Raw genomic sequence first — 13,516 nt, 5'->3', positions numbered from 1 at the left:
CGGCACCCGGGGGTGCTTTTTTAAATAAAGGAGATGAGAACATGCAGCATTTACTATCGATGAATGAATTAACTTCTTCTACTATTCAGGAAGTATTTTTAAAAGCAAAACAAATCAAAGATGGGGAGGACAAATGGTGTGCGCCTCAAGCGTTCGCTGCCAACATCTTTTTGGAACCGAGTACACGAACTAAAAACAGCTTTTATATCGCAGAAAAGCGCTTAGGCATTGATGTAATTGATGTAAACGGATCGGATTCCAGTTTAACAAAAGGGGAGTCGTTAAGAGACACACTGAAAACATTAGAATCCATCGGTGTGCAGCTCGCTGTCCTGCGTCAGTCAGAACAAGGGATCCTTCAGGAACTTACAAAAGATCTACGGTTGTCTATCATTAACGCAGGAGATGGTATTGGCGAACACCCAACTCAAAGCTTGCTTGACTTGTTTACGATCTCTGAAGAATTCAATTCATTTAAAGAACTGCATGTCACCATCGCTGGAGATATTAAACACAGCCGGGTGGCAAGGTCTAATGCCTGCGCCTTGAAAAAACTAGGAGCTGATGTGTCTTTTGTGGCACCTGATGAATGGAAAGATCCAACGTTAGGCGACAATTACATATCGATGGATGAAGCAGTTGAAACGAGCGACGTTCTTATGCTTTTAAGAGTTCAGTGTGAGCGTCATGAACAACCTGCTGCTTATGAGGATTATCTATCTACCTATGGACTAACGGTAGAAAGGGAAAGGCGGATGAAAAAAGGCAGTATCATTCTTCATCCAGCACCCGTCAACCGCGGAGTGGAAATCGATTCATCGTTAGTTGAATGTCCAAGATCACGCATCTTTCAGCAAATGTCCAATGGAGTAGCGATTCGAATGGCCATTATTCAAACTTTATTACAGGAGGAATGCTAAATGTCGCTCATCATTAAAAATGCAAAACGAGTAGAAGACGGTGTTTTTGTAAATTGTGAGGTTTTAATTAAAAAAGGCAGAATCGAAAAGGTGGCTGAAACGGTAAATGAGACAGCTGACCAGACGATTGACGCAGAAGGGCAGCTGCTTGCTCCTGGGTTCGTCGATGTGCACATTCACTTGCGGGAACCAGGAGGAGAAGCAAAGGAAACCATCGCTACAGGAACTCGTGCTGCAGCTAAGGGAGGGTTTACGACGGTTTGTGCCATGCCAAACACGAGACCTGTACCTGATCATGAAGATACTCTTAACACGTTAAATAAGAAGATTGAAAAAGATGCAGTGGTCCGCGTATTACCGTACGCCTCTATTACCACTCGTCAATTAGGTAAAGAAATGGTTGACTTTGAGTCTTTGAATGAGGCGGGAGCATTTGCTTTTACGGACGATGGCGTAGGGGTTCAGGAAGCAGGAATGATGTATGAAGCCATGCTGGAAGCTTCACGACTCAACAAAACAGTAGTGGCCCATTGTGAAGACAATTCTCTCGTTAATAATGGTGTGGTTCATGAAGGAGATGTCAGCCGTAGACTTAGCGTACCTGGTATTCCAAACATAGCCGAATCCGTTCATATCGCCCGTGATGTTTTATTAGCTGAAGCGGCAAACTGTCACTACCATGTTTGTCACGTCTCAACGAAAGAATCTGTCCGCGTGATTCGTGATGCTAAGAAAGCTGGTATCCACGTTACAGCTGAAGTTACTCCCCATCATCTTCTGCTGAATGAAGACGATGTGAAAGAGGACGATGCTTTCTTTAAAATGAATCCGCCGCTTCGTTCGAAAGAAGACCAGCAAGCGTTGATCGACGGTCTTCTCGATGGAACGCTTGATTGTATTGCAACAGACCATGCACCGCACACCGAAGAAGAAAAGCAATCAGGATTAATTCATTCACCTTTTGGGATCACGGGTCTTGAAACAGCCTTTCCTCTGCTTTATACGCATTTCGTTGAAGGAAAAGGATGGAGCCTGGAAGGATTAGTGGAATGGCTCACCGTGAAGCCAAGCCGCGTGTTCAATCTGCCGTATGGAACTTTAGATGAAGGAGCGCCAGCTGATCTAACGGTAATTAACCTCACAGAAGAACGGACAATTAATCGAATGGATCTTGTTTCAAAAGGAAAAAACACACCATTTCATGAGAAAAAAGCTAAAGGATGGCCAGTGGTAACGATCGTAAATGGAGAAATCGTATGGGAGGAGAATTTAAATGAAGCAGCTCGTACTTGAGGATGGCACAGTATTTATTGGGCAAGGGTTTGGCAGTGAGCGTGAAAGTTTCGGAGAAGTCGTTTTTAATACCGGAATGACAGGGTATCAAGAGGTAATCTCAGATCCTTCTTATTGCGGACAGATCGTAACGTTCACCTATCCATTGGTAGGAAATTACGGCATTAATCGAGATGATTTTGAAACCGTAAATCCAGCCATCTTAGGGGTAGTAGTTAAAGAACATTGTGATCATCCTTCTAATTTTAGAAGTGAGGAAACGCTTGATCAGTTATTAAAAGCAAAAAGAATACCTGGAATCAGCGGAATCGATACGCGCAAATTAACAAAGATTATCAGGCAGCACGGAACGATGAAGGCTGTTATTACGTCAGCCGATCGACCGGTAGAACCGATTTTACAAATGATGAAAGATACGCCGTTACCTAAAGACCAGGTGAAGCAGGTATCCACGGTAAAACCATATGTGGTTCCAGGTCGAGGAGATCGTATTGTGCTGATCGACTTTGGCATGAAGCACGGCATCCTTCGAGAATTTACGAAACGTAATTGCCATGTCACAGTCGTCCCTTATCATACGACAGCCGACGAAATTCTGCGATTAAAACCAGACGGTGTCATGCTCTCTAATGGACCGGGGGATCCAAAAGATGTCCCAGAGGCCATTCAAACCATCCGTCTACTTATGGGTCAAGTACCTATCTTCGGAATATGTTTAGGTCATCAGCTGATCGCTTTAGCAGGGGGGGCGGATACGAGCAAAATGAAATTCGGTCACCGCGGGGTCAATCAGCCGGTGAAGGATCTTCGTTCGAACCGAACCCGTATTACGTCACAGAACCATGGATACGCGGTGGACTCGGTGTCCGTGCAATCTACAAAATTAAGACTTACGCAAGTGTCTCTTAATGACGATACGGTTGAAGGATTAGAGCATTCTGTCTGCAACGTATTTAGTGTGCAGTATCACCCTGAAAGCTCCCCTGGACCAGATGACACAGCGTATTTATTTGATGAATTTTTAGAAAGAATTAAGCAGTGGAAGAAGAAAAACAAGGAGGCTCTTTATGTCTAAACGAACAGATATTCAACGTATACTAGTGATTGGATCAGGACCCATTGTGATTGGACAGGCAGCAGAGTTTGATTACTCAGGGACTCAAGCCTGTCAAGCGCTTAAGGAAGAAGGATACGAGGTTATCCTTGCCAATTCCAACCCTGCGACCATTATGACGGATCACACATTTGCGGATAAAGTATATATGGAGCCTTTAACGCTTGAATTTTTAATGAAGATTGTGAGAAAAGAACGCCCAGATGCTATCCTTCCTACACTTGGAGGACAGACGGGATTAAACTTAGCGGTCGAATTAAGTGAATCCGGCATTCTTGAACGTTATCAAGTAGATTTGCTGGGGACACCGCTTGATGCTATTCAAAGAGCAGAAGATCGAGAGAAATTCCGCTCATTGATGCACAAGATGGGGGAGCCTGTACCTGATAGCGAAATTGTAAATTCTGTTGAAGAAGCTGTACAGTTCGCTGATCGCATCGGTTATCCAGTGATCGTACGTCCAGCTTATACAATGGGTGGAGCCGGAGGAGGTATGTGTGATGATGAAGAGCAGCTAAGAGAGATTGCACGAAGCGGCATATCATTATCTCCTGTTCACCAATGCTTAATAGAAAAAAACATCGCCGGCTTTAAAGAAGTAGAGTATGAAGTAATGAGAGACTCAAACGATCAGGCGATCGTCGTATGTAATATGGAGAATTTTGATCCTGTTGGTATTCATACAGGCGATTCGATCGTATTCGCTCCTTCACAAACGTTAAGTGATCGAGAATACCAAATGCTTCGAAATGCTTCACTTGACATTATCAGGGCTTTAGAAATTGAAGGGGGCTGTAACGTTCAACTGGCGCTTGACCCTGACAGCTTCCAGTATTACGTCATTGAAGTAAACCCACGGGTGAGCCGTTCATCTGCCTTAGCTTCAAAAGCGACCGGCTACCCAATTGCTAAGATGGCTGCAAAAATTGCTGTCGGTATGACGTTAGATGAAATTCGTAATCCAATTACAGGAACAACATACGCTTGTTTTGAACCCGCGTTAGACTATGTAGTTGCCAAGATTCCTCGCTGGCCTTTTGATAAATTTGCAAAAGGAAACCGTAAGCTGGGAACACAGATGAAAGCCACGGGGGAAGTGATGTCGATCGGCCGTTCGATCGAAGAAGCTTTACTCAAAGGTGTGCGGTCGTTAGAAGGAGAAAACGATGATTTGTACGTAAAATCCATTGAAGAGCTTTCAGTAGATGAATTAGTGAAACGCATGAAAAAAGCAGATGATGAACGTATATTTATTTTAGCAGAAGCCCTAAGAAAAGAGGTTTCAATCGAAAATATTCATGAAGCAACAGGTATCGATTATTTCTTCCTGACGAAACTGCAAAATATCATTCGACTCGAACACCTGATTCAAGAGAAGGGTTGGAATAAAACGGCGATTAAAGAAGCAAAACAGAAAGGTCTTTCAGATTCTCAAGTTGCAAGAGTACTAGAGTCGAGTGAAATCGAAGTTATGAGCTTCAGACAGGAGCATAACATTCACCCGGTTTATAAAATGGTTGACACGTGCGCTGGAGAGTTTGTATCTGAAACCCCGTATTTTTACAGTACCTATGAAGAAGAAAATGAATCGGTTGTCTCCTCTAAGAAAAAAGTGCTTGTTATCGGATCCGGCCCGATTCGAATCGGACAGGGAGTGGAATTTGACTATGCAACCGTACACTCTGTTCTGGCACTTAAAGAACTTGGTTATGAAGCCATTATTATGAATAATAATCCTGAAACAGTATCAACTGACTTTAGTGTATCAGACAAATTATATTTCGAACCTCTCACGCTCGAGGATGTAATGCATGTCATCGACATAGAGCAGCCTGAAGGAGTAATCGTTCAGTTTGGCGGTCAGACAGCGATCAACCTGGTCGAAGGACTTGATCGCTGCGGGGTATCCATTTTAGGGACAACAATGGATGCGATTAATCAAACAGAAGATCGTGATTTATTCGAACAGCTGCTGAATAACCTGGACATTGCTAAACCAGGCGGCGAAAGCGTAACAAGTGAAGCAGAGGCCGTTCAAGCAGCGCGTGAAATTGGCTATCCAGTTGTTGTTAGACCTTCCTATGTACTTGGAGGCCGGGCTATGGAGATTGTTTACTCTGAGGAAGAATTAAATGTATATATGGAAGAAAACGTCCGAGTACACAACGGTCATCCTATTTTAATCGATAAATATTTAACTGGAATGGAAATCGAAGTAGATGCCATTACTGACGGAGAAGACGTGCTCATCCCTGGCATTATGGAGCATATTGAAAGAGCAGGTGTTCACTCTGGTGACTCGATGGCAGTTTATCCAACCCAGCGGTTAAAAGAAGAACTCGAACAGCAATGTGTAGATGCTACAGTGAAGATTGCGCGCGAGCTGAATATGAAAGGGCTTATCAACATTCAGTTTGTCATATTGAATGATACGGCGTATGTACTGGAAGTTAATCCGCGAGCCAGCCGTACGGTGCCATTTTTAAGTAAAATTACCGGGATTACAATGGCTCAGCTCGCGACAAAAGTTATCTTAGGAGAAACGTTAAAAGGATTAGGCTATTCATCCGGCACAGCTCAAAAACCAGACGGCGTTTACGTCAAAGTTCCTGTATTCTCTTTTGAGAAGCTGAGAAGTGTAGACACGACTTTAGGACCTGAAATGAAATCAACAGGTGAAGTCATTGGTTATGATCAAAGTTTAGAAAAAGCCTTATACAAAGGAATGACGGCTGCCGGGTTAAAAATCCCAACAGAAGGCTCTGTCCTTCTAACGGTAGCGGATAAAGACAAAGCAGAAATGCTGGAAATCGCTAAAACATTCCACCAGCTGGGCTTTCAGTTAATTGCAACAAAAGGCACGGCTCAGGCGATCGAAGAAAAAGGATTACCGGTCGAAGCGGTTGGTAAACTCGGAGCGGAGCAGAGAGACATTATTGACTTAATTCGAAACGATGAAGTTCAATTTGTTGTCAATACTTTAAATAAAGGACGCCGATCAAGATCTGATGGCTTCTTAATCCGAAGAGAAGCAGTAGAGCATGGAATTGCTTGTTTAACGAGCCTGGATACTGCTAAGACCATAGTCGAAGTGATTGATGCGATGACATTTACAGCCCGCACCATTGATAAGAAAGAAGCGGTGTTTGTGTAATGATTAGAGAGTGGATGAAGGTTGTCACCCATCAGCAAATCGCTTTTCAAACGTATTTGTTAGAACTGCAAGGGGAGATCTCTTCACTAGTCGAACGTCCAGGACAATTTGTTCATGTACAAGTGAGTGATCAATTCTTCCTGCGTCGGCCGGTCTCCATCGCTGATGTAAGCCCGGTAAAGGGTACGATTACCCTTTTATATAAAGTAATGGGAGAAGGAACGGAAGCTTTAACTAAAAAAGCAGTTGGAGAAAAGGTTGATATCGTCGGCCCTGGTGGAAATGGGTTCCCCGTAGAGCAGGAGAAAGGGGAAGAAGCTCTTCTGATTGGCGGCGGTATCGGAATCCCCCCGCTATATTATTTAGGTAAACAACTCGTTGCAAACGGGATCAATGTGAAAAGCGTGTTAGGTTATCGTTCAAAGGCTGAGCTTTTCTATGTAGAAGAATTTAATGCTTTAGGTGAAGTCCAAATTACAACCAATGATGGGAGTGTAGGAGAGAAAGGTTTTGTAACCGATGCTCTCCCTCACTTAGAGTCTATCGATGCCTATTATACTTGCGGTCCATCGGTTATGTTAAAAAACGTAAAAGAAAAGCTGCAAGGTGTGCCCGGGTACATTTCTATAGAGGAGAGGATGGGCTGTGGTATCGGGGCTTGCTTTGCGTGTGTGCTGGAAACCTCTGAATCTTGTGATAAAGGATATGTAAGAGTATGCAGCGATGGACCAGTCTTTCGGCCGGGGGAGGTTATTCTATGACGGAATTAAGCGTACGATTACCAGGACTTGATTTGAAAAACCCAGTGATGCCGGCTTCCGGCTGCTTCGGTTTTGGGAAAGAATTTTCCCAGTTTTATGATCTCTCTGAACTTGGAGCCATTATTATTAAAGCGGCAACAGGGGAGAAGAGGTTCGGCAACCAAACCCCTCGTGTAGCTGAAACGGCTAGCGGCATGTTAAACGCCATTGGCTTACAGAACCCAGGGGTCGATGGAATCATAGAGCATGAACTTCCATTTTTGTATCCGTATAACACTCCTATTATTGCAAATGTTGCAGGGAGTACGCTGGAGGAATATGCGGAAGTAGCTAATAAATTATCCAACGGATCTGTCCAAGCTCTTGAACTTAACATTTCATGTCCAAATGTCAAAGAGGGAGGCGTGCAATTTGGAACGGATCCTGAATTGGCTTATGAGGTCACTCAAGAAGTAAAGAAGCAGACGGATCTCCCCGTGTATGTTAAATTGTCTCCTAACGTAACAGATATTGTCTCTCTGGCTAAAGCAGTGGAGCGAGCTGGAGCTGATGGTCTATCCATGATTAATACGCTCACTGGAATGAGGATCGATCCTCGTTCAAGAAAGCCAATTATAGCCAATCAAACAGGCGGGTTATCAGGCCCGGCGATAAAACCGATAGCGATCCGGATGATTCACCAAGTATACAAAGAAGTGAAAATTCCGATTATCGGGATGGGCGGCATTGAAACAGCGGAAGATATCATTGAATATTTACTGGCAGGCGCCAATGCAGTGGCAGTTGGAAGTGCCAACTTTAAAAACCCAAACATTTGTAAAGAATTAATTGAACAATTACCTGATGCCTTAGAGAAATATGGCTTTACATCCGTTCAAGAAGCTGTGGGAGGTGCTCACGATTAAATCTGTAGATTTTTTATATGTAGCCCTTGATTTTGAAAACAAACTTCAAGCTCTCGATTTTTTAGAAAGCAATGGTTTGTCTGGAATTCCAGTCAAAGTGGGAATGGAACTTTTTTATAAAGAAGGACCAAGTGTCGTTCATGAATTAAAGAAGAGAGGACATTCGATCTTTCTTGATCTAAAGCTGCATGATATTCCTCAAACGGTAAGAAAAGCGATGAAAAACCTCGCCTCTCTTGATGTGGACGTGGTTAATGTGCATGCCTCAGGGGGCAGTGAAATGATCGCAGCCGCCCGAAAAGGTTTGGAAGAGGGCTGCGTAACAGACAGCCGGCCTGTGCTGTTAGCTGTTACGCAGCTTACCTCTACGAACCAAATGATGTTGAGGGAAGAATTACTTATTTCTCATAAATTAGAGGATTGCGTCAGCCATTTAGCTCAGCTTAGTCAGGAAAATGGAGCGGACGGTGTCGTTTGTTCGGTGAAAGAAATTAAACAGATTAAAAGAAGGTGCGGCGAACGTTTTATCACCGTTACCCCAGGCATCAGGCGCATAGAAGAAAATCACCAGGATCAAAAGCGGGTAGCTTCTCCATTTGATGCAGGTAAAGATGGAACAGATGCGATCGTTGTTGGGAGGAGTATTACACAATCAAAAGATCCAGTATCTACATATCAACAAATTAAGGAGGAATTCAAGCATGGCAAACACTAATATTTCAGCGTTATTGTTGCAAATAGGAGCTGTCCAAGTAAATCCCCGGGAGCTTTTCACCTGGACCTCAGGCTTAAAGTCACCCATTTATTGCGATAACCGTATGACAATGTCACATCCCGAAGTTAGAAAGCAAATCATTGATAAAATGGTGGACCATATTCAACAGCTTCCTCAACGAGTGGATATGGTTGCCGGCTGTGCAACTGCAGGTATTCCTCACGCTGCATGGGTTGCTGACCGCTTAAATCTGCCGATGGTTTATGTGCGGAGTGAAGCCAAGAAACACGGAAAAGGCAATCAAATCGAAGGTGACTTAACACAGGGCGAAAATGTGGTTGTCATTGAAGATTTGATCTCAACAGGCAAATCTTCTATTGCTTCGAGTGATGCTTTACGTGAAAGCGGCAAACACGTAATTGAAGTGTTATCCATATTCAGCTATAATCTAACAGCTGCAAATGAAGCTTTTGAAGAGAAAGGTTATTCGTACGAATCATTAGCTGATTATAATGAACTGATTACCTTAATGAAAGATAAAAGCGAATTAACAGAAGAAGATTATCGTAAACTAAAAGAGTGGAGTAAACAGCCCGATATGTTTACGAAATCTTAATTTTTTTCATGCTCTCTAACAGGATGATACGGTTGGATGATTTTTGTGTGGGTAAGGCGCGTGAAAAAAGAGGCGTTTCCCTAACCCTTTAACAAAGCTCGGTGAAAAATGAATTTGCTCAATCATAGGTTTATTAGTACGATAGAAGTATTATTAAACCGTGGTGATGCAAATGAAATCGAGAAAGCATTCCTTTTTTATCGTGACGAATGCAGCGTTAGGTTTAGTCACTTGTATGGTGTATTTATATGTTTGGATATCCTTAACTTTTATGGAACCCATGTGGTCGTGGCAGCCTCTGCTTGGATTTGCCGTCTGTTTTCTATGTTTTATTTTCTGGAACATGTGGTTGTTAAAAAAAGAGCAATCAAGATATTGGGCGCAGGCATACTTCTCTTATCTAACCGCTATTATCGTTTTTATTTATTTTTTAAGCAGATAAAGAGGCAGTGACATAGGTAAAGCAATGCTTTCCAAGTAAGCTGAGGCCGTGCCCAAGGAAAGCAGAGTATTTTGGTGGAGCAGCGTACTTTCTATGTAATATAAATAATCCGAATTGATTTCAATAGAATCGTTCGGATTTTTTATGTTTTATTCAATTTTGTCCCTACCTGTTCATCTGTGGATAGGTCTGTGAAGCTTACTTGTTTTTGGCAGGAGTAAAGGGTTTGAGAAACAGCTCCCTTTCCATGGGCGAATGGTGTGCATCGAATCAAGGATGAGAGACTTCGATTGAATCAAACCTTTTTCAAGAGCGACCTCCACGGTTTTTCCAATCAGAAGATCTAAAAGATTTTTGTTTTTTAGACGTTGGAGACGGAAGTAAGTTAATATGCTGGGCTCAATGACATCATCTTCTGGAGCCATTTCGAGGAAGTATTTGAAAAAACATGTCGAATTGAGCTCGTTCGACGAGATCCATGTCAAACAACGTTTCGCTCATTGTCATGAACAGTATTTGTCCTTTAGTTCGTCAAAACCAAGGAAATTGTATTCTTTTATTTCCTGAAGAAGATGGTCCTGGGGACGCCCATATCGTATAGCCCTTCGAACTGGCTTAGATTCATGACGGTCTAAAATTATCCTCACTTTTATGTATTCCTTTCAATAAACAAGAAAAAAGAGTGACTTTCTTTTATCACTCAAAGAAAATCACTCTTTTTTGTTCTACCTCTATGTTAAGGTCACGATGAGCGTTCAGTGGTGACGCCTGACCGATTAAAACCGGCTAGTAAACTCTGTTTACGCTTCTGATACTGTCTTATTTAAAATAGAAGAACAGCTTTCCTTCATAATTTAAATTAAAATAAGAATAATTAAGTGTTATTTTTCAGTCGTAATACTTCTTCTGCATCTGGCGTTACATAGATTGTCTGTTGATCATCATACGTCACATATCCCGGCTTAGCTCCTGAAGGCTTTTTAACGTTTTTAATTTCGGTGTAGTCAACAGGCACAGAAGAAGACTGACTGTATTTGCTATAGTATGCGGCTAACCTTGCCGCTTCAAATAAGGTTTCTTCTGAAGGATTAGAATCTTTAATCACAACATGGGAACCCGGTATTTCCTTTGCGTGCAGCCAAATGTCTGTTTTATGCGCAAGCCTATTTGTTAAATATTCATTTTGCTTATTGTTTCTGCCTACAAAAATCTGAGTGCCATCACTGGATTGAAAGGCTTCAGGAGAAGGCTTAGCTGGTTTTTTCTTAGATTTTTTTGTCGAAGTTTTTTTCTTTAGATAACCTTGTTCTCTCAGTTCTTCCCGAATATCTTCAATATCTTCTTCACGCGCTGACTCTACTTGTTGAATCAGACGTTCGAAATATTCAATTTCTCGTTCAGCTTTTTTAATTTCGGTTTGAACAACTTGCTTAGATTTTTTTAACTTTTGATACGTTTGAAAATAGTTTTGTGCGTTATCACTTGGGGACTTCATCGGATTCAATTCGATCGTTAATTCTGATTGCTCAGGGTCATAGTAATCAACGACTTTGACTGATGAATCACCTGTTTGAACCAAGTGCATATGGGCGGTTAACAATTCTCCCATTTTCTGATAGTCACTTGCTGCTTCAGACTTCTTCATTGTTGACTGATGTTTCTTTATCTTACGTTTATTTTTGTCGCGCTCATTTTTTAAGAAACGATGAAGGTCCCCAGCTTGCTGCTTCACTCGATCACGTTCAGCTTTTCCAGAATAAAATCGGTCCAGCATTTCACTAACGGTTGAAAAAGTTTTCACAGACTGTCCCGTATGTTCGAGGGGCAGCACGTAAAATTGCTCTCGATCCCCCGTAAATAAGGTTGGCGTATAGCGGTGGTGGATGAGATCCTGGCGAATATTTTCATAGCTTTCTTTATAGTCATCCGTTGAACCTAATTTAGCTTGATAAACAATCTCTTTTGTAATCGATGGTGAAAAGCCCATCACTTTATTTAGTATTTGTTGATCCAGCTTCCCAGAATTAAAGTCCAGTTTTCTTATTAAGTCTTCCCCTGAAAGTGTCACTGGATTATTTTTTTCTTGAGATGGAGGGAGTTTATAGGGCTGACCCGGCATCACTGTCCGGTGACGATTTTGTGAAGGGGACAAGTGTTTGATACTGTCTAAAATATGGCCATGTTCGCGGTCCACAAGTAAAATATTTGAATGTTTACCCATAATCTCAACAATTAAAGTTTTGGTTGTCTCATCACCGATTTCGTTTCGAGACTTAATATGAAATTTAACAATTCGCTCCATTTCAATTTGTTCGATACTTTCAATAAATCCTCCTACGAGATGCTTACGAAGCAGCATGCAAAGCATAGGAGGCTCTTTAGGGTTTTGATATTGATCATTTGTTATATGAAAACGAGCATAGCTGGGATGCGCAGAAAGTAATAAAGTATATTTTGATCCATTGCTTCTAATAGTAAATACAAGTTCTGTGTCAGTCGGTTGATAAATTTTCACAATTCTTCCCGATTGAATGCGGTCATGAAGTTCATAAGTCATCGCTCGGGTTACAACTCCATCAAATGGCATGGTCCTCACCTCTCTAGTCTTGTCAGTATAGCAATGATTCGCTTCATTGTGAATATATTTGATAAACTAAATATGTATGAAACTATAGGTTATTGGACGTGATGAAAGATGATTAGAAGTATGACGGGATATGGCAGACAATCGCTGCAGTGGGAAAAAGTAAAAGGCACGGTAGAAATACGAAGTGTCAATCATCGCTTTTTTGATTTTTCTCCAAAAGTGCCCCGATCGATCTTATTTATGGAGGACGCTTTAAAAAAGAAGGTAGCTGAATCAGTTAAACGGGGACATATTGATCTATTTCTTACATTAGAAGGGGAAGGACTTACCTCGCACACTCTGCAAGTAGACGAAGATCTTGTGCGGCAATACAAAGAACAACTTCAAATCTTAAAGAACAAGTATGAGTTGACTGGTGAAATCACTATTGATATGGTAACTAAGTTAGACCATGTATTTACGATTTCAGAAACAACCGAGTACGACCCCTCCTTAGCCTCCTCCATCGAAAAGGCAGTGGACGATGCTTTAGCGGACCTCGTAACCATGCGGGAAAGCGAAGGTGAGAAACTTAAAAATGATCTTATCCATCGCCTCCACACTTTAAAAGAGGTCGTAAGTGAAGTCGAGCTTCGCCGAGAAGTTGTTATTAGAGAATATAAAGAAAAAATTAGAAAAAGAATTGAAGAATACACAAAAAGCGCTTTAACTGATGATGATCATAAAGTTATGCAGGAAGTGGCTCTTCTGGCTGAAAAAGGTGACATTACTGAAGAAGTGACACGCATTTATTCTCATATTGATCAGTTTCAAAAGACATTGCAAGAAGGTGGTGTTATTGGGCGTACGCTTGATTTTATCGTTCAGGAATTCCACCGGGAAATTAATACGATCGGCTCTAAATCAAATGATTCAAAGTTATCTAATCAGGTCGTTATCATGAAGAGTGAAGTAGAAAAAATGAAAGAACAAATACAAAATATTGAATAACAATTGAGATTCCTACAAG

The 13,516-nt window shown here is 41.8% G+C and carries 10 protein-coding genes and 1 pseudogene; 9 read left to right on the top strand and 2 right to left on the bottom strand.

Going from position 1 to position 13,516, the window contains the following annotated elements:
- Positions 1–41 precede the first annotated feature (41 nt).
- Genes ACGTNH_RS11620 through pyrE form a run of 8 tightly spaced genes read left to right on the top strand, consistent with a single transcriptional unit; the run spans position 42 to position 9,478 of the window.
- Entirely contained in the window at positions 42–920 is an 879-nt protein-coding gene (locus tag ACGTNH_RS11620) for an aspartate carbamoyltransferase catalytic subunit (RefSeq protein ID WP_394586994.1), read from the top strand.
- On the top strand, positions 921–2,213 hold the full coding sequence (gene pyrC / locus ACGTNH_RS11615; protein WP_394586993.1) for a dihydroorotase: 1,293 nt from the start codon (positions 921–923) through the stop codon (positions 2,211–2,213).
- On the top strand, positions 2,194–3,288 hold the full coding sequence (locus ACGTNH_RS11610; RefSeq protein ID WP_394586991.1) for a carbamoyl phosphate synthase small subunit: 1,095 nt from the start codon (positions 2,194–2,196) through the stop codon (positions 3,286–3,288). Before pyrC ends, ACGTNH_RS11610 begins: the two co-directional genes overlap by 20 nt.
- Entirely contained in the window at positions 3,281–6,481 is a 3,201-nt protein-coding gene (carB, locus tag ACGTNH_RS11605) for a carbamoyl-phosphate synthase large subunit (protein WP_394586989.1), read from the top strand. The genes ACGTNH_RS11610 and carB overlap by 8 nt, the downstream gene beginning before the upstream one ends.
- On the top strand, positions 6,481–7,242 hold the full coding sequence (locus ACGTNH_RS11600; RefSeq protein ID WP_394586988.1) for a dihydroorotate dehydrogenase electron transfer subunit: 762 nt from the start codon (positions 6,481–6,483) through the stop codon (positions 7,240–7,242). Before carB ends, ACGTNH_RS11600 begins: the two co-directional genes overlap by 1 nt.
- A complete protein-coding gene (locus ACGTNH_RS11595) occupies positions 7,239–8,147 on the top strand; it encodes a dihydroorotate dehydrogenase (RefSeq protein WP_394586987.1) in 909 nt (302 codons plus the stop codon). Before ACGTNH_RS11600 ends, ACGTNH_RS11595 begins: the two co-directional genes overlap by 4 nt.
- Positions 8,134–8,862 (top strand): orotidine-5'-phosphate decarboxylase, encoded by a 729-nt coding sequence (gene pyrF / locus ACGTNH_RS11590; protein ID WP_394586985.1) that lies wholly within the window; start codon positions 8,134–8,136, stop codon positions 8,860–8,862. Before ACGTNH_RS11595 ends, pyrF begins: the two co-directional genes overlap by 14 nt.
- Complete coding sequence (pyrE, locus tag ACGTNH_RS11585) at positions 8,849–9,478, top strand: orotate phosphoribosyltransferase (RefSeq protein ID WP_394586983.1); 630 nt, start codon at positions 8,849–8,851, stop codon at positions 9,476–9,478. The genes pyrF and pyrE overlap by 14 nt, the downstream gene beginning before the upstream one ends.
- A gap of 630 nt (positions 9,479–10,108) precedes the next feature.
- Here pyrE and ACGTNH_RS11580 read toward each other — a convergent pair.
- A pseudogene (locus ACGTNH_RS11580) lies at positions 10,109–10,412 on the bottom strand (IS5/IS1182 family transposase); the annotation flags it as partial.
- A gap of 382 nt (positions 10,413–10,794) precedes the next feature.
- A complete protein-coding gene (locus tag ACGTNH_RS11575; protein ID WP_394586982.1) occupies positions 10,795–12,507 on the bottom strand; it encodes an Rqc2 family fibronectin-binding protein in 1,713 nt (570 codons plus the stop codon).
- Positions 12,508–12,615: 108 nt separating this feature from the next.
- On the opposite strand from ACGTNH_RS11575, the gene ACGTNH_RS11570 reads away from it, so the two are divergent.
- The gene (locus tag ACGTNH_RS11570) at positions 12,616–13,497 is read left to right on the top strand and encodes a YicC/YloC family endoribonuclease (RefSeq protein ID WP_394586981.1); all 882 of its coding nucleotides are present in this window, start codon (positions 12,616–12,618) and stop codon (positions 13,495–13,497) included.
- Positions 13,498–13,516 lie beyond the last annotated feature (19 nt).

This window comes from Halobacillus sp. B23F22_1 (assembly GCF_043497005.1).
Taxonomy (GTDB): domain Bacteria; phylum Bacillota; class Bacilli; order Bacillales; family Halobacillaceae; genus Halobacillus_A.
Note: the sequence above shows the minus strand (reverse complement) of the source record. Positions and strands in the feature narration are given on the sequence as shown.